Source organism: Olsenella sp. AGMB03486 (genome assembly GCF_040884255.1).
Lineage (GTDB): Bacteria > Actinomycetota > Coriobacteriia > Coriobacteriales > Atopobiaceae > Olsenella_L > Olsenella_L kribbiana.
The window spans coordinates 108,217-130,138 of record NZ_JBEVTM010000003.1 but is presented as its reverse complement, the minus strand read 5'-3'; the positions used below and the strand labels follow the sequence as shown (position 1 = coordinate 130,138).

The window sequence follows — 21,922 nt, the reverse complement described above, 5'->3', positions numbered from 1 at the left end:
GGACAATGCCGTCCATCTTCTGCCGAAAATATCTCTCTGAGCCCCCCCCGGTAAGGACCGAAGGCTCAGAGAGAAAGGCTGCTGCTGTGGATGACAATCTATCGCTGGGCAGGACGCACGCGCTTGAGCAATGTCACGGTCTCGACGTGGAAGCTCTGGGGGAAGAGATCGACAGGCTGCATCTTCTTGGCCTCGAACGTGCCTTCCTCCTCGAAACGGGCGATATCGCGGGCAAGCGTTGCCGGATCGCATGAGACATAGGCGATGGCACGTGCCGGCTGCTCGGAGAGCTGGTGCACGACATCTGCGGCAAGTCCTGCACGCGGCGGATCGACGACGATGATGTCAGCGTCGGTATCAGGAAACTCGCGTCCTGCATCGCCGCCGATCGCATCGACATTCTCGAGACGGGCATCCTTGAGGTTGCGGCTGAGGTCGCGGACGGCCGGGCCATAGGATTCCACGGCAGAGACGAAGGAGGTGCGCTCGGCAAGCGGCAATGTGAACGTGCCGGCGCCGCAGTAGAGATCCATCGCCTCATCGTCCTCGTCAGGCTCGAGCCAGTCGAGGACCGTGTGCACGAGCGTCTCTGCGCCCTTCGTGTTCACCTGGAAGAAGGAAGGGGCTGAGATGCGCATTGTGTTGTGGACAAGGCGCTCAGACCAGAACCCATCTCCTGCCAGGCACTCGACACCTGCAATCTTCCGTGCCTTCTGCGGTCCCTTGGACATGACTCGCACGAGCGAGGTGACCTTGGCGCCTTCGGTGATGACCTTCGCGGCGGCAGCGCGCGGGAAGGCAGAAGGAGACGTCCAGAGGGCGACCTCCGTTGCATGCGTGCGGGCGGAGGTGCGGATGCCGATGCGGTCGAACGTGAGTCCGTGGAAGTTCGCAAGATAGGTCACGGAGCCAGATACTGCCTTCACGAGCTTCTCTGAGCCTTTCTGGAGAAGCGGACAGGTCGGGACCTTGATGACAGAGCCATCGAGAGCATGCATGCCGACGATGGTGCGCTTGCCCTGACGGGCAAAGGCAAGCTCGACCTTGTTGCGGTAGCCCCAAGGATCTCCTGGCGCGGCGCAGGGAAGGACAAGCTTCTCTGCTCGGTCCTGGGGGATGTGCCCGATGCGGACAAGCGCATCCACGACATGAGCCCTTTTGGCCTCGAGCTGGGCCTCGTACCTGATATTGCCCCAGGGGCAGCCGCCGCAGATGCCGACAAAGGGGCAGGGTGCCTTCACACGGTCAGGCGATGCCTCAAGGATACGGACCGTCTTCGCCTTCGCGAAGCGCTGCCCTTCTTCATAGATTTCTGCTTCGACGGTATCGCCGGGAATGGCGCCCTGGACGAAGATGGCACGGCCATCTTCGTCTCTGGCTATGGCGTCCGGTCCATAGGTGAGCCGGTCGATCTTGAGCTGTATGGTCTTCGATGCTGCTTCTGCCATGTGCTAGCGGTCACCCCCAAAGAGGGTCCTGAAGGCCTCGCCGAAGAGGTGCCCTGCACGGGCAAGGCGCGAAGGCTGAGGCGTAGGAGCCTGGTAGGGGCGCGGCGCTGGCTTCGGTGCAGGTGCCGCTGCAGGCGCTGGAGCGGGCTTGGGTGCAGCCGCTGGTGCCGCTGCAGGAGCTGCGGCCTTCGGTGCAGGTTCCGGTGCAGGTGTGGGGATAGGCTCGGGTGCCGCTGCAGGAGCAGGTGCAGGAGCAGCATGCTTCGGAGCGGGTGCAGGTGCTGCTGCCTCTGCCTCCTCGCGCGCCTCTTCTTCGGCAGCGAGCTTTGCGTCTGCATCAGACACGAACGGCTCGAGCAGGGTCGGAATCTCAGGTACCGGCGTGGATTCGAGGCCGGGATGCGAACGTCTCCAGGCAAGCTTCATGAGCTCATCCTGACTGTTGATGGCAGCTTCGCCCTCTGCCCTCGGAATCGGCTCCCAGGTGCCATCCACGGTTAGTTGGCGTGCCTTCACATTGTCGGCAAGCTGCAGGTTCATGTACTTGATCACAAGCTGGCGGCAGACAGGGTCCTTCACCGGGTAGGCAATCTCGACGCGGCGCTCCGTGTTTCTTGTCATCATGTCGGCACTCGAGAGGTAGACCGTGTCGATCTTGGCGCCGAAGGCGTAGACACGGGCATGCTCGAGGAAGCGGCCGACGATCTGGTGGACGATGAGGCCATCGGTCTTGCCGGGCACGTTTGCCTTGATGCAGCAGATGCCGCGGACGATCAGGATGACACGGACGCCTGCCTCGCAGGCCTCGGAGATCTTGTCGATCACGTCACGGTCGGTGAGCGAGTTCATCTTGAGGAAGGCCTGGGCAGGCTCGCCTGCGCGGGCACGTGCAATCTCGCGGTCAAGGCCGCCCATGATCTGGGGCTTGAGCCCGATCGGGGCGACACGAAGATACTTGTAGCGGCCGGCAAGGTTTCCGAGCGAGAGATTCCTGAAGAAGGCATTGCCGTCCTCGCCGATGCCCGGATGTGCCGTCATGAGCATGAAGTCGGAGTAGAGACGTGCGGTCTTCTCATTGAAGTTGCCGGTGCCAAGGCACGTGATGCGCGTGAACTTGCCGCCGTCGTGGTAGGTGATCTGGCAGATCTTCGAATGGACCTTGTAGCCCTCCTGGCCATAGATGACGGTGCAGCCGGCATCTTCGAGGCGCTCTGCCCAGGCGATGTTGTTCGCCTCGTCGAAGCGGGCACGGAGCTCCATCAAGACCGTGACATCCTTTCCATTCTCGGCAGCAGCGATGAGGCTCTCGCAGAGGCGGGAGTGCTTCGCGACACGGTAGAGCGTGATCTTGATCGTGATGCAGGAGTCATCGGTCGATGCCTCGCGCAGAAGGTCGAGAAGCGGATCCATCGACTCATACGGATAGAAGAGCAGGACGTCGTGGTCCTCGATCTGCTCCCTCATCGGGACGCCCTTCTTCACCATCGGCGACAGCTGCGGCTCGAACGGGCTGTAGAGGAGCTGTGCACGCTCGGACTTCGGGATCATGTCCTCGAGCGCGAAGATGTAGCCCTGGTCGAGCGAGGAGCGCACATGGAAGACGCGCTCGGGTGTGAGGCCAAGCTCCTTGCGGATGAGCTTCTCATGGTTCTTGGAGAGCGTGCCCTCGACTTCGAGGCGGATCGGCTGAAGGCGCATGCGCTTCTTCAGCACCTTCTTCATGTGGAGGCGGTAGTCCTCCTCTTCCTCGACGCCCTCGCCGTCAGGATCGATGTCGGCGTTCCTGGTGACGCGGATCGTGGCGGCGCCCGCCGGCACATAGGAGCCGAAGCAGCTGCCGAGCTCCTGGATGATGAGGTCCTCGAGCAGGACATAGCGCATATGGCGGTCATCGCCCGGAAGCATCACGATGCGGTCGAGCGAAGGCGGCACCTCGATCATGCCGAGGACGCCGGACTCCTCCGGGCCGTCAAGCGAGGTGAGGACATAGAGGACGCCGTTCCTGAGGTTCGGGAACGGGTGCCTCGGATCTATGACCAGAGGCGAGATGACAGGGGCGACCTGCGTCTCGAAGCTCTTGTGAAGAGACACCATGTCGGCGTCGGTCAGGTCCTGGGCAGACACATGGATGAGGCCATGGGCTGCCAGCGCCTCCTCGAGCTCCTCGAAGGCACGGTCATGCTTCTCGAGATACTCGGGCAGAAGCGAGAGCAGCGTGGCCAGCTGCTCGGAGGGCGTCATGTTGCTCTTGTTGTCGGATGGCTGCTTCTTCAAGGCCGAGAGGTCCGTCAAGCCGCCGACACGGATCATGAACCACTCGTCGAGGTTCGAGGAGAAGATCGAGACGAACTTGAAGCGCTCGAAGAGCGGCACGGATGGGTCGAAGGCCTCATCGAGGACGCGGTTGTCGAAGCGCAGCCAGCTCACCTCGCGGTTCTGCGTGTAGGAGTAGTCGCGCTTGCGCTTGCCTTCGCCGTCGATCTCGGTCTCGTTGTCGGCGAACTTGGCAGCGCGGTGCTCGAGATCGGTGCTGACGGAATCCGTTTCAGGTGCAGCGTCGGGCACGGCCTTCGTCGCGGCGTCCTGATTGGCAGCGTTGCCTGCATCTGCTGTAACCATGATCTTGCCTTCCTTTCGAAGGGGCAGAGATATGTAAAAGAGGTAGCAGATATATTCTAGCAGCTGGCATCTCAGCTGAATGTAAAGCCTGATGGTTACGCCGATATCGTATGCCCGAAACATGTTCGACGTCTGCATGCGCTACGCTTAATCCACACTGCAGGCCATATGACGAGTCGGAGGCAAATACATGAGCGTGAACCTCAGCGGCAGGAGCTTTCTGAAGCTTCTCGATTTCACTCCTGAAGAGATCGAGTATCTCCTCGATCTCTCGGCAGAGCTCAAGCGCAAGAAGCATGCAGGGGAGCCGCACCGCTACCTCGAGGGCAAGAACATCGTGCTCCTCTTCGAGAAGACATCGACGCGCACACGCTGCTCGTTCGAGGTCGGCGGCCACGATCTCGGCATGAATGTCACCTATCTCGATCCCGGCTCCTCGCAGATGGGCAAGAAGGAGTCCATCGAGGATACGGCCCGGGTCTTGGGCCGCATGTTTGACGGTATCGAGTACCGCGGATTCGCGCAGGAGCGCGTCGAGACCCTCGCCAAGTATGCGGGCGTCCCGGTCTGGAATGGCCTCACGACCGAGTTCCACCCGACGCAGATGATTGCAGACATCCTCACGATGCGTGAGGAGTTCGGACGCGACCTGCACGGACGCAAGCTCACGTTCATGGGCGATGCCAGGAACAACGTCGCCAACTCCCTCATGGTCGTCTGCGCAAAGCTCGGCATCGACTTCTGTGCCTGCGGACCGAAGGAGAACATGCCGGAAGAGGGTCTTGTCGCTACCTGCGAGAAGATTGCCGCCGAGACAGGCGCTCATCTCACCTTCACGCCCGATGTCGCTGAAGGTGCAAAGGATGCTTCTGTCATCTATACGGACATCTGGGTCTCCATGGGCGAGCCCGACGAGCTCTGGGGCAAGAGGATCGAGCTCATGCGTCCCTACCAGGTGAACGAGAAGATGTTCGAGGTCGCAGCCCCCGATGCGATCTTCATGCACTGCCTGCCGAGCTTCCATGACCGGAAGACCACGATCGGAGAGAAGATCTTCGAGAAGTATGGCCTGCCCGAGCTTGAGGTCACAAACGACGTCTTCGAGGGCCCGCGTTCGCGCGTCTTCGACGAGGCAGAGAACCGAATGCATACGATCAAGGCCGTCATGTATGCAACGCTCAAGGACCCCGAGTAATCCTGTACGTCTCAGAGAGCATTGACAGGAAGCGGAGCCCCTGCAGGTTGCAGAGGCTCCGCTTCGTCTTGAATATCTATCTTTCCTTCAGGTGCTAGTACACCATGCCCATAGCCTCGCGGACCTCTTCCAAGGTCTTCTCGGCCACTTCCTGTGCCTTGCGGTTCCCCTCATGCAGCACATCCTGGATGTAGGGGAGGTCATTCTCGTACTTGTGGCGCTTCTCGCGGATCGGGGCGAAGTAGGTGTTCACAGCCTCGGTCGTGTATCGCTTGAGCTGGCCTGCGCCGCCCATGCCGATCTCGTCTGCAATCTCCTTGGGGTCGCGGCCCGTGCAGATGCCTGCCGTCGTCAGGAGCGCCGAGACGCCCGGCCTGTTCTCGGGGTCGAACGTGATGTTTCGCTCGGAGTCTGTCTTCGACTTCTTGATGAGCTTCGCTGTCTCCTCCTCGGTCATGCACAGAGAGATAGCGTTGCCGTAGGACTTGCTCATCTTGCGGCCATCAAGGCCGGGAAGAAGCGGCGTCGAGGTGAGGAGTCCTGCTACCTCCGGGAAGACCTTCGCGTTGAAGCGCTCGTTGAAGCGGCGGCCGATCTTGTCCGTGATCTCGATGTGCGGCAGCTGGTCGCGGCCCACGGGCACGATGTTGCCCTTGCAGAAGAGGATGTCGCAGGCCTGGTGGACCGGGTAGGTCAGAAGAAGGCCGGTGAGCGTATGGCCCGATGCCTCCTGCTCGGCCTTGACGGTCGGGTTGCGCTCGAGCTCCGACTTGGAGACAAGCGAGAGGAAGGGCAGCATGAGCTGGTTCTCGGCAGGGACCGCCGAGTGGGTGAAGATCATGGTCTTTTCGGGGTCGATGCCGCAGGCGAGATAGTCCATGACCATGTTGTATACATTGTCGCGGATATGCTCGGTCGTGTCGCGGTCGGTGATGACCTGGTAGTCGGCAATCACGATGTTCGTCTTGACGCCGAGGTTCTGCAGGCGCACGCGCTCGCGGATCGTGCCGAAATAGTGGCCGAGGTGCAGACGTCCGGTCGGACGGTCGCCCGTGAGCATGGTATAGCCTTCGGTCTTGCCGGACTCGATGTCCGTCTGGATCTTGTTGGAGCGCTCAAGCGCCGCTTCGTAGCTGCCTTCGTTTGGCATAATGGCATCTCCTCGTTCAAGCTTGTGTTACGGTTGGATATGCATATCCAACGGAATTTACGCACGGACTACAATGGTAGCAGACGTTCGTGACGGCTTAGCCGAAGGCAGGAAGAGAAGGTGCCGGAATTGCCTGCGTTCCGGAACCACGATCGGGAGGAGACGGTTGCATGCCTAGTTCATGTGGCTTCGATGCAGACAAGACCGCCATCCGCCAGCAGTATCTGATCATGCGGCGTGCCACATCCTCGGTCGTGCGCAGGAATGCCGACGACCTCATCCGCGAGGCAGTGGAGGCGCTGCCTGAGTATGAAGCAGCCGACCTCGTCCTTTCCTATGTCTCGTTTGCAGACGAAATCGATACGCACCGTATCATCGAAGATGCGCTTGCTGCAGGGAAACGGGTTGCCGTGCCGAAGTGCCTGCCAGGCAGGAAGATGGAATTCTTCGAGATAGGATCTCTCGAAGAGCTCGTGCCAGGAACTCTCGGAATCCTGGAGCCCGTGCCGGATGAAGAGCGTCTTGTCAAGCCTGCCATGTGCAAGGGGTCCGTCTGCCTTGTGCCGGGCCTTGTCTTTGACGGAGAAGGCTATCGCATCGGCTATGGTGCTGGCTACTACGACCGCTTCCTTGCTTTCTATATGGGGGAGAAGCTTGGCCTTGCCCGCTCCATGCAGGTGAGCTCGAATCCTCTGCCTCGTGGTGACCACGATATCCATGTGGATACGCTTGTCACCGATATGGGCTGCTTCCGCATCAGCTACCGGTAGGGCCTAAATCCATAGCTCAGGCTGTCCTGGTCGCCTTCCAGCGCATGAAGAAGGAATAGGCTCAAGCGGCAAGCACGCCGCACATCATGGCAGGCGGCCAGATGGCTGCAGATGCAGCCAGGGCGACAAGCTTGATTGCGATGTCGGGGCCGAGAAGATGGCGGTAGCTGCGGGAAGAAGCGAGGAACACCTCGACATCGGCATTCGGCTTCTCGAGGGTCCGATGGAGCATCCAGTTTGCACCGGTCATGACAAGGACCACAAGGCCATAGACGCACTGCATGATGCGATTGTCGAAATGCCTGCTGACGAGGTCGGTCGTGTAGGGGATGAGAGAGGCGAAGAAAAGCAGCACGAGCGTCCACATGACACACGCGTTGTCTATGCGCCCGGCCGTGTCCCAAACCTCGTTGAGTCCCATCCAGAGCGAGCCCAGCCAGAAGAGGGAAAGGACATAGGAGAAATAGCTCATGCGGAGGTCCCAGAAGCCTTCGAGCGTGGGCTCTTTCGGTGCATCGGGAGCAAGCACGAGTATGGTCATGATGAGAGCGAGGATGGCATCAGCGAATGCTGCAAGCCGTTCCTTGCTCATGGTCTGTCCTTCCGAGACGATCTGGCTGGATGTTCTCTTCGAGACAAGCCTCTGCCTCATGGGACAGGCTTCAGATGGGAGGCTCAGCAAATCAGCATGCACGCAGTGCATGCTGGCAGGAGCCATGAAGATGTGCTGCCCATAAAGAAAGCCGCCCAGGAGGCGGCTTTTCTGAACTTGTGCTCTGCAGATGACGGCTAGGCTTCCTGCTCCTGCCTGTCGAGGTAGTCGCGCATATCGAGGATGGCCTTGCGGTAGCCCTGAATGCCCATGCCCATGATGGTCTCGAACGCTGCCTCGCGCACATAGGAGATCTGGCGGAAGGATTCGCGCTCGTTCACCTTCGAGATGTGGACCTCGATGGTCGGAATCTGGATGGCCTTGATGGCGTCGAGGATTGCGACAGACGTGTGCGTATAGGCGCCCGGATTGATCACAAGGCCGTCGAATACCTGCCAGGCATCCTGGATCTCATCGACGATGTCTCCCTCGTGGTTCGACTGGAAGCAGAAGCAGTCATCAAAGCCTGTCTCCTTCGCGGTCTTCTGGCAGAGGACGAGAAGCGCCCCGAAGTCCTCGGTGCCATAGAGCTCCGGCTCGCGGATGCCGAGCATGTTGATGTTCGGGCCGTTGATGACAAGAAGGCGGCGCTTGTGGGGAGCATCCTTCCCAGCAGCTGACTGCTTTTCATCTGCATGAGCAGAGGGCGCAAGCTTCGGGCCTCGTGAGACGTTCGGTACTTCCTTCTGGGGAACGCTCTTGGGAGAGGAGCTGTCCGGGAACATCGAGCGAAGCATGTCGAGATCTTCGGATTCCATGTCTGAGCGGGAGCGCTCAGAGTTGGCCTTGACCTGGATGCTGTAGGAACGCCTGCGCTCGGGCGGCACGACCGGCGCTGCCTTTGCAGGCTGGCTCTCAGGCTCCATATCCTGCGAGATATCGCAGAGCTGCTGGAACGACTGGTAGATATCGTCGATTACATTCGGGCCGAACACGACCTCGATGCCATTCGAGCCTCTCTTGGTCATGCCGAGAACGCTTGCGATGGACGTCAGCTTCTCCCGGTCGATGAGATCGGGGTTCTCCACCTTAATCCGCAGCCTTGTCATGCATATCGTGTTCTCAAGCACGTTCTGCTTTCCGCCTACTGCAGAAAGCACAAGTTCGGCCGTATTTCGTTCATCCATGAAGTGCCTTCGTAATTAGAAACAAGTAGTTTGCCGTTCTCAGTCTATGGAGTTCGACGCCCCAATGGAAGAGGCCAGCGGCGGACGGGCCGAGGGGTCTGCAAACGGCATGAATCATTCAGCTTTCGTTCGGACCTACAGCCCCAGGCGCGCAATGATTGCCGCCGCATCGCCCTTCGGCGTCCCGGTGCAGGGAAGCACGAGGTCTGCCCAGGCACGGTAGAGCGGCAGACGCTCCTCGGCGAGCTTCTCCAGGCCTTTGCTCTGGGAGAGCGGGCGTCCCTTCGTCTCGAGCGTCTCGATGGGACGGTCGAGCATGATGATGAAGGAGTTCTGGTGGAGGAGCGGGTAGTTCTGAGGAACCGTGACGACGCCTCCGCCACAGGAGATCACAAGGCCCGAACGCGAGGCAGTCTTTGCAAGAAGGGCGCTCTCCTGCTGCCGGAAGGCCTTCTCGCCGTCTTCCGTAATCGCTTCTGCGGCAGATCTGCCATATTCCATCTGGTAGGCATCGTCCATATCGATGAAGGGGCGGTGGAGAACGTGCGCCAGGTGCTTGCCTGTCGTCGTCTTGCCAGATCCTGGCATGCCGATGAGGACAAGATTGTCTGTCGTGGCCAGGATGTCCTGCTCGATCTTCGCAATGGCCTCCTCGGGGATATCCTTGTCCTGGAAGAGCTCGCTTGCAAAGTAGGCCTGGGCGACAAGCATGGAAAGGCCTGAAGCAGACGGGAGCCCGAGCTTCTCTGCAGCAAGGCAGATGCCGGTACGCCTGGGGTTGTAGACCACATCGAGGACGCCCTCGAGGCGGGACAGCTTCGCTAGCGTCTCCTCATCCACTGGCGTTGCGGGGCAGGAAGGATACATGCCGACAGGCGTGGTATTGACGATGAGGGAGGCATCGGCGTGGCGCTCGAGAAGCGTCTCGTAGGTGTCGTCTCCCTTGCGGGAGATGACAGAGACTTCGGCTTCGGCATCTCTGAGAGCTGCCTGCACAGCCTGGCTGGCGCCGCCGCTTCCGAGCACGAGCACAGGCTTGCCGGAGAGCGCATCCTTGGCAGATGCTGCCCCCAGCTCCTCTCTCGAGAAGCGCTCGAGGAGATACGCAAAGCCCAGGACATCCGTGTTCTCTGCGAAGATCGAGCCATCGGCGCGTTTCACGAGCGTGTTCGAGACGCCGAGGCGCTCTACGCGCTCTGAGCGCACATCTGCCAGACGTGCAGCATCCCTCTTGTAGGGAATCGTGACGTTCAGGCCCTGCCAGGAGCCCTCGCGCACGAATGGCTCTACCTCTTCGGGCTCGAGCTCGATCAGATCGTACGGTGCGCTTCCCAGCTCCTTGTGGATGAGGGCCGAGTAGCTATGGCCGAGCTTCCTGCCAAGAAGGCCGAAGCGGTGGGCATTTGTATCCATGGAACTCCTAAACGATCTCGCGGTAGCTGCCGAGGTAGCGGTATTCCTCGCAGATGTCGCCGAGCGAATTGATGAGGGTCGCAATTCGGGGGCTTCGACAGGGCATTCGATATCGAAGTAGAACATGAACTCGAAGTCGCGGTTCGGAAGCGGGCGGCTCTCGAGCTTCACGAGGTTGATATCGAGGGCATAGAAGCGGGAGAGCACCTTGTAGAGGGCTCCCGGCTCGTGGTTCACGATCAGCATGAGGGAGGAGCGGTCGGCTCCCGGGTAGATTGTGAGGTCCTTTGCGATGCAGGCAAAGCGCGTGAAGTTGTTGCCGGTGTCCTGGACGGAACGGGCGAGGATATCGAGGCCATAGAGCTCGGCGCAGGCACGGCTCGAAAGGGCAGCGACATCGGTGCGGTCGCTCTCTGCGACCATCTTTGCTGCCATTGCCGTGTTCTCGACGACGTGCACCTTCATCTCAGGATGCGCCGAGAGGAACTGCCTTGACTGGCGGATTGCCTGTTCATGGCTATAGATATCCCGGATGTCCGAGAGCTCGGTGCCATGCTTTGCGAGCACGTTGTGATCGATCTTGATGCGTGTCGAGCGTACGATCGAGAAGTTGTGCTGCATCATCAGGTCGTAGACCGCATTCACGGTGCCGGCGGTCGAGTTCTCGACGGGAAGCACGCCGTACTGGCAGAAGCCCTCCTCGACGGCACGGAAGACTGCGTCGAAGGAGTCGAAGTACGAGATCGTCGGGTGCTTGAAGATGCGGTCTGCCGCTATCTGCGAATAGGCGCCCTCGACGCCCTGGCAGGCTACATAGGCGGTCTGCGGGAAGAGCTTCGGCTCATGCTGGATGGCATCATAGATGCGGGTGCCGACATTGCTCATGACACCGAGGTCGTCATATTCCTGGGCTCGTGCTGCCTCCATGAGAAGGCCCATGAGTACCTGTGCATAGTTGCGGTACTGGGCAGGCACGGCTTCGGCGACGGCTGCGAGCTTCTGGCGCTCACGGGTCTTGTCGAGGATCGGCAGGTTGTGGGCGCTCTTGTAGGCAGCCACTTCGTCGGCACACGCCATGCGCTCCTGGAAGAGGCCGAGAATGCTGGTATCGATGCGGTCGAGATCGGCGCGGATTTCGGAAAGTTCTCTCACGGACGTCCTCACTTCTTCTGGAAGAGGGTATCGGCAGGGTAGCTGAGCCAGGCATCGAGGAGAGACAGCGCTGTGACTGCCTCGACGACCGGCACGGCACGCGTGACGATGCAGGGGTCGTGGCGGCCATGGACCTCGAGCTCGGCGGGCTCCATATGGGCAAGATCGACGGATTGCTGCGGACGCGAGATGCTCGAGGTCGGCTTCATGGCAATCCTGAAGAGGAGCGGTGCTCCGGTCGTGATGCCGCCCAGGATGCCGCCGGCATTGTTCGTGGCCGGCACGCATGCGCCATCCTCGACGATGAAGGGATCGTTGTTCTCGGAGCCATGCATGTGTGCCATCTCGAAGCCGCGGCCGAACTCGATGCCCTTGACGCCGGGAATGCCGAAGATATTGCGTGCCAGGATGTTCTCCATACCGTCGAACATGGGCGAGCCGATGCCTGCGGGAAGGCCGGTGGCGACGCATTCGATCTCGCCGCCGACGGAATCCTTGGCGCGTCTTGCCTTGTCGATCTCTCCAAGCATCGCTTCGGATGCACTGGCATCGATCACGGAAAGTGTCGTCTCATGCCTCTGTATCGTGGCTATCTGCTGGGCCAGGAGCTCTCGGGATTCAGGGGTGTTCTCGAAGGCAGCAAAGCGCGTATCGGCCGCATCTCCTATGCGCGAGAGGTGCGCTGCAATGGATACGCCCTGCTCCGAAAGGATCTGGAGCGCGATGGCGCCGGCAAAGCAGAGAGGGGCTGTGAGCCTGCCCGAGAAATGGCCGCCGCCCCTGATATCGTGGGCAGAGCCCCACTTCGCCCAGGCACAGAAATCGGAATGGCCCGGACGCGGAACCTGGGCGATGTTCTTGTAGTCCTGGGAGCGGGTATTCGTGTTCCTGATGATGCAGGCAAGAGGGGTCCCGCAGGTGAGGCCTTCTGCATCGAGGCCGGAGACGACCTCGGGCAGGTCTGCTTCCTTGCGGGGCGTCGTCCAGGCGCCCTGTCCAGGAGCACGTCTTCCCATGACCTCCTTCACGGCGTCCATGTCGATCTTGATGCCGGAAGGAAGGCCGGAGATCACGCAGCCAATGGCTTCGGAATGGGACTGGCCGAAGACGGAGACTGTAAGCGTCTCTCCCATGGTCGATGGCATCTAGGACTCCTTCCTGACAACCCCGCCGAGCGAGGAGAGGTCCTCGAAGAAGGCAGGATATGATTTCTGGACGCATTCGGCACCGACGATCTTGGTCGGACCGTCTGCCTTCGTGGCAGCAATGGCTGCCGCCATTGCGATGCGGTGATCGTTTGCCGCATCGACGGTGCCGCCTGAAAGCGACCCCGTGCCTTCGATTGCAAGGGAGTCGTCCTCGATCGTGACCTGGGCACCCATTGCGTTGAGTGCGGCGGCACACGTCTTGAGACGGTCGGACTCCTTGAGACGGAGCCTCCCTGCATTCGTCAGGTGCGTCGTTCCTTTCGCGTAGCAGGCAACGGCAGCAAGTGCCGGCACAAGGTCCGGTATGTCATGCACGTCGATAGAGATGGCATCGAGCCTGTCATGCACGATCGTGACGCGGAAATCCTTGCGGGAGATCCGGGCACCGAAGAGGGCAAGCGCGCCCAGTATGTTGCGGTCTCCCTGGACGCTTGCGAGATCCATGCCGGTGATGGAGACAGGGTGTTCGCTCAGTGCTCCTGCGCAGAGCCAGAAGGCGGCATTCGACCAGTCGCCTTCGACGACGAAGGTGCCTGGTGAGGTCGGAGGGGTCGATGCCGGCGATGCCATGATCGCGAGGCACCTCGTCCCGTCCTCTGCGGTCTCAGGTGCGCTCATCACATCGATGCCGAAGCGCTGCATCGTATCGATCGTGAGATTGATGTAGGGACGCGATTCGACCGGCTCCTCTACGAGGATGCGCACCGGTCCCGCCATGAGAGGCGAGGCCAGAAGGAGTCCTGAGACGAACTGCGACGAGACGTCGCCCGGAATGCGGAACGAGCGCTCCTTGAGCTTGCCCGAAAGGGTCAGAGGGAACGTCCCCTGAGGAGAGAGCATGCAGCCGCCAGCGGCGAGGAGCTCGTAGAGAGGCGAGAGCGGACGCGCGGCGAGGCGTCCCTGTCCTGTGAAGCTCGCACCCGATCCCAAGGCAGCGACGACGGGCAGCATGAAGCGCAGGGTCGAGCCCGATTCTCCGCAGTCCAGCACGGCATTCTTCCTGCCCTGACGGATATTGTCTGTAGCAGAGGTCCCCTGGAGCGGCTCCACATGGAAGCCTGCCTCGGTGCGCATGACCTTGGCACCAAGGGCAGTGAGCACGCGCGCTGTCGCATCGATGTCCTTCGATGTCGCATTGCAGACGATATCGGTCGGGCTCGGACAGAGGGCAGCGAGGATGAGGGCGCGGTGTGCCACGGACTTCGAGGCGATGGCCTCGACCGTGCCGCCAAGCTCATGGGGGAAGACGGTCATATCCATCAGCTAGACGCTCCTTCCGCAGCCAAGGTCGATGAGCTCTCTCAGCTCATCGAGCGATACGGTCCTGAGCGAGACCTTGCCTATGGCCTCAGGCACAGCGATATTCACGGACGAGGCATGGCGCTTCTTGTCATGTGCGGCAAACGAGAGGATCGTGTCATGGGGAAGGGGGGTGTCGGTGGGCATGCCATGGGCTTCGACAAGACGCTCGATGCGTGTCGCTGTGGCTTCGTCGCACCAGCCCTTCTTCTCGGCCGCCCATGCCATGCAGCACAGCCCTATCCCTACGCACGTGCCATGGCCGAGCTCGAAGTCGGAAGCAGCCTCGACGGCATGTCCGATCGTATGTCCCAGGTTGAGTACCTGGCGCCTGCTATGCTCCTTCTCGTCGGTCGCCACGACATCGCGCTTGATCTCGATATTTCTGGCAACGACGTCTGCAAGCTCGTCTTCCGAGAGGCCAGGCGTCGTGAGCGGCGTCTTCTCGAGGCGGCTGAAGAGATCGGGGTCGGAAAGGACGGCGTGCTTTATGACCTCGCCGCAGGAGTCGCGGAAGAGGTCGGGAGAGATCGTCTTGAAGCAGTCGACATCGGCGACAACGGAAGCAGGCTGCCAGAAGGCGCCGACAAGGTTCTTGCCTTCGGGGAGGTCGACAGCTGTCTTTCCTCCGACAGAGGAGTCGACCATTGCAAGAAGCGAGGTAGGCACCTGCACGACTTCGATGCCGCGCTGGTAGAGGGCAGCGGCAAGGCCGCCCATGTCTCCTGTGACGCCGCCGCCGACAGCGACGACGATATCGTCACGCGTAAGCGAGGCATCGGCCATGTCTTCGAGGATGCGTTCGAGCGTCGAGAGGCGCTTGTGCTCCTCTCCTGCGGGAAAGACGCTTCTCGCAACGCGGTAGCCTGCCTTCTCGAGCGAGGATGCTACCTTGTCTGCATAGAGCGGGGCGACGTTGGAGTCGCTCACGATGCAGGCGCAATTGCCGCCAGCAGCCTTCCTTGCATAGGTGCCCACTTCGGAGAGGATGCCCGCACCCACATGGCAGAGATAGTGCTTCGTGGGAGTGGGGACCTCTATCGTATGCTCAGCCATGCTACCTTCCTTCGATCTCGCGCTTGCGGCGGTCGCCGTCAGCGAGAAGCTCTCTCAGATGCCTGCTGTCGCGTGCATCGATTGCATCCTTGTATTCCTGCAGGTGTCCAATGAGACAGCCGATCTCACGCGAGAGGTTGTCCGCATCCTCGAGGAAGAGCTCTGTCCACATATCAGGGTTGAGCCTTGCCACGCGCGTGAGGTCCTTGTAAGAGCCTGCAGAGAAGCCCTTGTGGACCTTTGCCTCAGGGCTCTTCACGTAGGCATTCGATACGACATGGGCAAGCTGCGAGGTGAAGGCGATGATCTCGTCGTGGCGCTCTGCTGTCGTCAGCGTGAAGGTGGCAAAGCCTAGAGGGGCCAGGAGCTGCTTCATGCGCTCGAGGAGGTCGAGCCTCTCGAAGTCGTCCATCTTCGGCGGTACGATTACGAGCGGTGCCCCATGGAACATGTTCGCGCGGGCATGCGCGAAGCCTGAGTACTGGGTGCCAGCCATCGGGTGGCAGCCGACGAACGTAAAGGGATAGTTCTCTGCAACCGGGAAGCAGGCATCGCAGATGACCTTCTTGACGCCACCGGTGTCCATGACAATGGCACCAGGGGAGACAAGGGGAGCGATCCTCTTGAGCTCGGAGATGGCGACCTTCGGATATCCGGCAAGCACGATAAGCTCGCAGGTCGGAACTATTTCATCTGTGAGCTCGCCCTTGATGGTCTCGATCTCTGCCATCTCAAGGACGTCCTCAGAGATGTCCCGGCCATAGACCTCAACGCCGGCTGCAGCAAAGGCCTTTGCGAACGAGCCGCCCATGAGGCCAAGGGAGATGATGCCGACGCGTCCTGGGACAAATGTCTTCTCCATCGGCCTAGCTCCTGTCTTCGGCAAGTGCCGCGCGGAGCTTGGCTATGCGTTCCATCATCTGGGCGAACTGCTCCGGTGTGAGCGCGCGTCCGCCGTCGGCCAGAGACTCTTCCATCGGCTGGTCATCGATCTCGATTGTGAGGCCATCGGCCCCTGCTGCGCAGGCGGCGAGGGAAAGACCCGGCACGAAGCGGGCAAGGCCTGCGGCGCGCGAGGGGTCGCAGATGACCGGGAGGTGCGAGAGGCCATGGACGGCGATGATCGAGGAGATGTCAAGGGTATGACGGTAGCGGGTCTCGGCGGTGCGGATGCCGCGCTCGCAGAGGATGACCTGCTCGTTGCCTTCGCTCATCACGTACTCTGCTGCCATGAGCCATTCGTCGACGGTTGCCTCGAGGCCACGCTTGATGAGGATGGGGACATCCGTGCGGCCAAGCTCTTTGAGGAGCGGGAAGTTCTGCATGCTGCGGGCACCGACCTGGATAACGTTGACGCCAGACGAGACGAAGGTCTCTACATCGCGCGGGTCCATGATCTCGGCCACAGCCGGCATCTCATGGACATGGGCGACAGAGCAGAGCTCGGAAAGGCTCTCAGGCCTGAGTCCGCTGAAGGAGTAGGGCGAGGTCTTCGCATTGTAGGTGCCTGCCATAAGAAGGCGGGCACCTGCTGCCTTCGCCTGTGTGGCAAGGGCATCGAGGTCGCGTCCGTCAAGCGCATTGGGGCCTGCCATGACCTGGAAGGAGCCGTCGCCGATCTTCACTCCGAAGCCGCAGTCAATCACGGAATTCTGTGGATGGAACTTGCGGTTTGCCTTCTTGTAGGGCTCGGAGACGCGCTGGACGCGGTCGATGATGTCCATGGACTCGAGGAGGAACGGATCGATCTTCGTCGTATCGCCGATGATGCCGACAATCGTCTCGTTCTCGCCTTTGGAGACATTCGTCCTGAATCCGCGGTTCTCGATCCAGGATATGAAATGCGCCAGCTGGTCTTCGGTGGCGCTCTGGTTTACGACAGCTATCATCGGAGAAACTCCCATCGTTTCGTGGCATATCGCGCAAAATCCTACTACAAATGTATGAAAGCCAGATTTCGTGTATATGTGAGTATCTGGGTCTTGGAAGTTCGTCTCGCCAAATTTAATGTTTCGGCTATAATCATGCCGCATGCTCCCTTAGCTCAGTGGATCAGAGCGTTCGCCTCCGGAGCGAAAGGTCGTGGGTTCGAGCCCCACAGGGAGCACCATAGCTTGCCTGAAAGAAGCGCTCTGCTGAGAGGCAGGGCGCTTTTCTATATTGTGGTCATGCTCTGTTATGCAGATCGGGCTTTGAACTGGATCCATATGATTGCAGCGCCATGCCGAAAAGGGCCAAAGGACCCCATTCGTGTCTTGAACAGAGTCTGTTCGATGAGAATGCTCATGCATTACGCGTTCTGCCAATCCTGAAACGTTTTCTGTCATCCACAGGCCATATCCCGAAGCACAGCACACCCTGCCTTTGGCATTTCCATTCCTCAATAGAAGCTGCATTGGCAGACACGACCGCGATTGAAGCGGGACGAGATCGAGCGGGCAACCGAAAGCGAAAGCGCTGTGCTGTTCCGTCATTTCTGCCTCCGTTTTGCTCCTCTCCACAATAGATGACCAGGAAGGAAAACTTCATGACCCGGCTGAAGACAACGCTTTAAGGAAGCTATCATGTACCTGTGCCGGAACCAAGGGCTTCCGGAAGACAGAGAGTGTCAATCGTTCCTGCTAAGCAGGTGTATGGAAAGGATAGGTCGCTATGAAGAAGAGCATCACAGCAGGACAGAAGGCGATCGCCGCCGCAGCCGCCATCGCCACCGCAGCCGTCCCGGGCGCCGCATTCGCTGAGGAGGCCCCTGCACAGGCGCAGGTACAGGCTCCTGCCGCCGTCGCAGCTCCGGCAGCAGAATCCACGGCCAAGAGCGTCCCCGAAGCCAAGGCCTCGCTGGACGAGGCCCAGAAGGCACAAGATGCCGCGCAGCAGAAGGCAGACGCCGCGCAGGCAGCAGTCGATGCCGACAACGCCGCGAAGCAGGCTGCCGAGACCGCTCCTGCCGAGGCAGAGGCGGCAAAGGATGCAGCAAACACCGCAATCGATGATGCAAAGTCCCAGACCGCAGAGGACGCAGAGAAGGCCGCAGACGCCACAGAGAAGGCAGACGAGGCCGAGAAGCAGGCTGAGGCGGATGCCGCTGCCAAGGACCAGGCTGCCAAGGATGCGGCCTCTGCCACCGACGAGGCGCAGAAGGCATACGACGAGGCGACGAAGGACGGCGGCTCTTCCGAGGACGTGAAGAAGGCGGAGGACGGCGCTGCCGCAGCGAGGGATGCTGCCGATGCTGCCAAGGATTCCCAGAAGGCCGCAGAGGACGCAGAGAAGGCCGCAGAGGATTCCAAGGCTGCAGCCGACAAGGGCGCTTCCGATGCTGCCCAGGGCGTGAAGGACGCCGAGGATTCCCAGAAGCAGGCAGAGGACACCGAGAAGGCTGCCGAGGATTCCAAGGACGAGGCGCAGAAGGCATACGACAATGCGACCGCCAAGGGCGGATCCGAGTCCGATATCGCCGATGCACAGGCGGAGAAGGACGCTGCCGATGCTGCCGTGAAGGACGCCGAGGATGCGAAGGCCAAGGCAGAGGCAGATCAGAAGGCAGCAGAGGCTGCCGAGGCCAAGGCCCAGCAGAAGGCAGCAGATGCCCAGAAGCAGGCCGAGACGGCACAGTCTGCGCTCGATGAGGCCAATAAGACCGCAGACGATGCACAGGCTGCACAGGACGCTGCCCAGAAGGCATACGACGAGGCGACCGCCAAGGGCGGCTCCGAGACAGACATCGCCTCTGCGAAGCAGAAGCTCGATGATGCTGCAGCCGCGAAGCAGAAGGCCGATGTGGCCCTTGACGAGGCACGCACAGCGACACAGCAGAAGAAGGCAGATCTCGATTCCGCCAACGCAGCCCTCGCAGCGGCCACGCAGAAGGCCGCCGACGCGAAGGCAGCGCTCGATGCGGCGCAGAAGGATGCCGACGATGCCAAGTCCGCGCTCGATGCAGCGCAGAAGGCCTATGACGAGGCATCCAGCGATGCTGAAGGCCAGAAGGTGAAGGACCTCAAGGACAAGGCCGATGCCGCGAAGGCTGCAGCGGATGCCGCTCCCCAGGAGAAGGCGGATGCCGACAAGGCACTCGCAGACGCCGCCACGAAGCAAGCAGATGCGCAGAAGGCATATGACTCCGCTGAGGCAACGGCGAAGAGATCATCTGATTACGCCGCGGCTGCCCGTGACAAATACATGAACGAGGAATATCTCGCCGAGGCGAAGGAAGGGAATCCGAAATTCCACAAGAGCGCCGAGGATGCCCAGAAGGCCGCCCAGGCCGCCTATGCTGCAATCAGGGAGTCCATCGAGAAGGCAGGCGGCGACTGGAATGCATACCTCAACGGCTCATTCGGCTTCTTCGAATGCGTCGGCAGCCAGGATGCGCTCGATGCCCTCACCCGCACCGGATGGAACGACAAGGCCACAGACGGATCCAGCTTCTCCGCAGCCACGCACAAGGGCGATGCCAGCTTCAACGATGCTACGTCTCTGGAGAACGTGAGGCGCGCGCTCCAGCTCATAAAGGAGTGCAACGAGAAGAGGGCGCTCTTCAATAGCGAGAATGCAGATGCGATTGCCGCAGGAAGGACCAGCAAACTGGAGCCTCTGCGCATCTCCGATCTTCTCATGGCGATGTCTGAATCCAATGTGAATTGGTCTGCCACGGCAGGAAACCATGCTGACAACTGCGGCGGAGACTTCATTACTGGAGAGAATCTGTGCTGGGGATACAGCGACCCCTTCGATGGCTGGTATACGGAAGAGATGGCGAACCTGAAGAAGGGCTCCGGGCAGACGGGGCATCTCCGCAACATCCTGAATCCGCAGTATACGACCACTGGCGCATCCTTCACGCAGAACGGTGCCACTAGCGGTCAGACCTTCAATGAAGGAGATGCCTTCTGGAAGGCCGGCAAGCGCTTCGAGACGAAGAGCTATACCGTCGACGAGTGGGAATCCCGCTTCATGGCCTACTACAACAAGGTCACGGGCGGCGTAGATGCGGGGAAGCTCGTCTCTGACTGCCGAAGCAAGGTCAAAGAGGCGAACGGGGCCAAGTTCATGGCGCAGCAGTCGGATGCCTATCTCAAGAGCTGCCAGGATGCGGTGGATGCCGACCAGAAGAAGATGGACGACATCGTGTCTGCAGCAACCTCTTCGGCGAAGGCAGCCCTCGATGCCGCCAGCACGGCGCTTGCAGACGCTCAGGCACGCGCAGCCAAGGCAGATGCCGCAAGCACCGAAGCGCAGGAGATAGCTTCCGCAGCACAGGCCGCATACGACGCAGCCGCCCAGAGCCAGAGCGCGGCGCAGAGGAAGGCGGCACAGGACCTCGATGCCGCGAAGGAAGCGAAGGCGAGCGCGGACAGCGCCCTTGCCGCTGCAAAGCAGGGCCTCGCCGACGCGCAGGCAGACGCCTCCGCAGCGCAGAAGGCAGCCAAGTCTGCCCAGGACGCATATGCAGGCGCCCAGGCAGCGGAGAGCGCTGCACAGAAGGCTGCCGCAGGCGCCCAGGCAGATGCCGCCTCTGCACAGAAGGCATACGACACCCAGCTCGATCTCGCGAAGGGCGCAGAGGACGCCCTTGCCAGGCTCGGCGCGGCCAAGGCTGCCAGCGCCACGGCGCAGCAGGCCGTGAAGGACGCCGAAGCGGAGCTGAAGGGCGCAGAGGCTCGGAAGGCGGCAGATCTTGCGGCGGCATCCGATGCCGCCAAGGATGCGGCTGCAGCCAAGACACGCGCTGCAGAGGCCGATGCGAAGCTGCCTGGGCTCAGGAAGGCAGCAGACGACGCAGCATCAGAGCTCTCGCACCAGCAGGAGCTTGCCAAGGGCGCTCAGGCAGCCCTCGATGCCCTGAACGCCGCGAAGCAGAAGCTTTCCGATGCCACCGATGCCAGGAAGGCAGCGGACGATGCGCTCGCAGCTGCGGAGCAGGCGCTCTCTGCAGCGCAGCAGAAGGCTGCGGACGCCCAGAAGGCTCTTGCCGATGCGCAGGCCAAGGTGCAGGAGGCGTCCGGCAAGGCAGCAGATGCCCAGAAGGCATACGATGCCGCTGCGGAAGAGCTCGCCCACCAGCAGGCTCTTGCCGACGCCGCGAAGCCCCAGAAGGACGCCCTCGATGCCGCGAAGGCTGCACAGGCAAAGGCAGAGCAGGATGCAGCGGACGCGCACCAGAAGCTCGCCGACGCACAGGACGCGCTTGCCGCAGCCAGGGCCGCAGCCAAGGCAGCGCAGGACCTCGCAGACGCGCTTGCCGGCCAGGATGCGGACACGCTCCTCGATGACACCTCGTTCGACCATGTTGGCAGCATCGGCACTTCCGAGCAGGCATACCGCGATGCGCTGAAGCGGGCCAAAGAAGCGCTCGCGGAGTGGAACGCCCGCGCCCCGCACCTCGAGGAGAACCTGGATGCGCTCGAGTCGGCAGCCAGGGAGCTTGCCGCCGCGAAGGACTCCTTCGCAAAGGCGCAGGACGCCTATCTCGATGCCCTTTCACGCGAGGCAGCATCCCAGGCTCACGACGCCACAGACGCCGCAGCCTACGGTTCCGCCATCAAACAGGCAGGATTCGGGCAGGCGGCAGCGCCTGCAGCCGTGCAGAAGGCCGCCAGGGTCCAGGCTGAGGCCTCCACGCCTGATACCGGCGATACCAATGCTGGCCTTGCCGGCATCCTCGCGGCAGCAGCCGCGCTCCTCGGCGCTGGCTCTGCGCTCCGCCGCAGGAACGAATAGCCGGAACAAGCGAAGGCACATTCCAGCAGAAAGGGGAGGCATCCAGCCTCCCCTTTCTCATGCAGCACCCAAGCTTCATTCCATGCGACATTCCTATATGATTGCCATAT

14 protein-coding genes and 1 tRNA gene are annotated in these 21,922 nt (G+C 61.1%); 4 read left to right on the top strand and 11 right to left on the bottom strand.

Annotated features, from left to right (window positions below; genetic code table 11):
• Window positions 1-98: 98 nt before the first annotated feature.
• Together rlmD and ppk1 are read right to left on the bottom strand one after the other, a co-directional pair.
• Complete coding sequence (gene rlmD, locus ABVS03_RS02495; RefSeq protein WP_368017888.1) at window positions 99-1,448, bottom strand: 23S rRNA (uracil(1939)-C(5))-methyltransferase RlmD; 1,350 nt, start codon at window positions 1,446-1,448, stop codon at window positions 99-101.
• Between the two features lie 3 nt (window positions 1,449-1,451).
• Complete coding sequence (gene ppk1 / locus ABVS03_RS02490; protein WP_368017887.1) at window positions 1,452-4,067, bottom strand: polyphosphate kinase 1; 2,616 nt, start codon at window positions 4,065-4,067, stop codon at window positions 1,452-1,454.
• A 190-nt stretch (window positions 4,068-4,257) separates the two neighbouring features.
• Here ppk1 and argF point away from each other — a divergent pair, with 190 nt between their 5' ends.
• A complete protein-coding gene (gene argF, locus ABVS03_RS02485) occupies window positions 4,258-5,262 on the top strand; it encodes an ornithine carbamoyltransferase (protein ID WP_368017886.1) in 1,005 nt (334 codons plus the stop codon).
• Between the two features lie 94 nt (window positions 5,263-5,356).
• On the opposite strand, the gene trpS is transcribed toward argF, so the two are convergent.
• Window positions 5,357-6,412: a tryptophan--tRNA ligase gene (gene trpS / locus ABVS03_RS02480; RefSeq protein WP_330971981.1), complete on the bottom strand. Its 1,056-nt coding sequence runs from the start codon at window positions 6,410-6,412 to the stop codon at window positions 5,357-5,359.
• A gap of 170 nt (window positions 6,413-6,582) precedes the next feature.
• Between trpS and ABVS03_RS02475 the strand changes: the two genes are divergently transcribed.
• Window positions 6,583-7,182 carry a 5-formyltetrahydrofolate cyclo-ligase gene (locus ABVS03_RS02475; protein ID WP_368017885.1) on the top strand — a complete coding sequence of 200 codons (600 nt, stop codon included), beginning with the start codon at window positions 6,583-6,585 and terminating at the stop codon, window positions 7,180-7,182.
• A 61-nt stretch (window positions 7,183-7,243) separates the two neighbouring features.
• Here ABVS03_RS02475 and ABVS03_RS02470 read toward each other — a convergent pair whose 3' ends face one another.
• The 8 genes from ABVS03_RS02470 to aroF form a co-directional block, all read right to left on the bottom strand.
• On the bottom strand, window positions 7,244-7,774 hold the full coding sequence (locus ABVS03_RS02470) for a TMEM175 family protein (RefSeq protein WP_368017884.1): 531 nt from the start codon (window positions 7,772-7,774) through the stop codon (window positions 7,244-7,246).
• A gap of 197 nt (window positions 7,775-7,971) precedes the next feature.
• Window positions 7,972-8,961, bottom strand: coding sequence for a type II 3-dehydroquinate dehydratase (locus tag ABVS03_RS02465; protein ID WP_368017883.1), 990 nt, complete (start codon window positions 8,959-8,961; stop codon window positions 7,972-7,974).
• A gap of 135 nt (window positions 8,962-9,096) precedes the next feature.
• Window positions 9,097-11,526: a prephenate dehydratase domain-containing protein gene (locus ABVS03_RS02460; protein WP_368017882.1), complete on the bottom strand. Its 2,430-nt coding sequence runs from the start codon at window positions 11,524-11,526 to the stop codon at window positions 9,097-9,099.
• 8 nt (window positions 11,527-11,534) lie between these two features.
• Complete coding sequence (gene aroC, locus ABVS03_RS02455; protein WP_368017881.1) at window positions 11,535-12,671, bottom strand: chorismate synthase; 1,137 nt, start codon at window positions 12,669-12,671, stop codon at window positions 11,535-11,537.
• Window positions 12,672-13,994, bottom strand: coding sequence for a 3-phosphoshikimate 1-carboxyvinyltransferase (gene aroA / locus ABVS03_RS02450; protein ID WP_368017880.1), 1,323 nt, complete (start codon window positions 13,992-13,994; stop codon window positions 12,672-12,674).
• A 3-nt stretch (window positions 13,995-13,997) separates the two neighbouring features.
• Entirely contained in the window at window positions 13,998-15,089 is a 1,092-nt protein-coding gene (gene aroB, locus ABVS03_RS02445) for a 3-dehydroquinate synthase (RefSeq protein WP_368017879.1), read from the bottom strand.
• A 1-nt stretch (window position 15,090) separates the two neighbouring features.
• Window positions 15,091-15,951: a prephenate dehydrogenase gene (locus tag ABVS03_RS02440; protein ID WP_330971972.1), complete on the bottom strand. Its 861-nt coding sequence runs from the start codon at window positions 15,949-15,951 to the stop codon at window positions 15,091-15,093.
• Window positions 15,952-15,955: 4 nt separating this feature from the next.
• Window positions 15,956-16,978: a 3-deoxy-7-phosphoheptulonate synthase gene (gene aroF, locus ABVS03_RS02435; RefSeq protein WP_330971971.1), complete on the bottom strand. Its 1,023-nt coding sequence runs from the start codon at window positions 16,976-16,978 to the stop codon at window positions 15,956-15,958.
• A gap of 144 nt (window positions 16,979-17,122) precedes the next feature.
• On the opposite strand from aroF, the gene ABVS03_RS02430 reads away from it, so the two are divergent.
• Window positions 17,123-17,199: transfer RNA gene (locus ABVS03_RS02430), tRNA-Arg, on the top strand.
• 542 nt (window positions 17,200-17,741) lie between these two features.
• Window positions 17,742-21,812: a CAP domain-containing protein gene (locus ABVS03_RS02425; RefSeq protein WP_368017878.1), complete on the top strand. Its 4,071-nt coding sequence runs from the start codon at window positions 17,742-17,744 to the stop codon at window positions 21,810-21,812.
• Window positions 21,813-21,922: the final 110 nt, after the last annotated feature.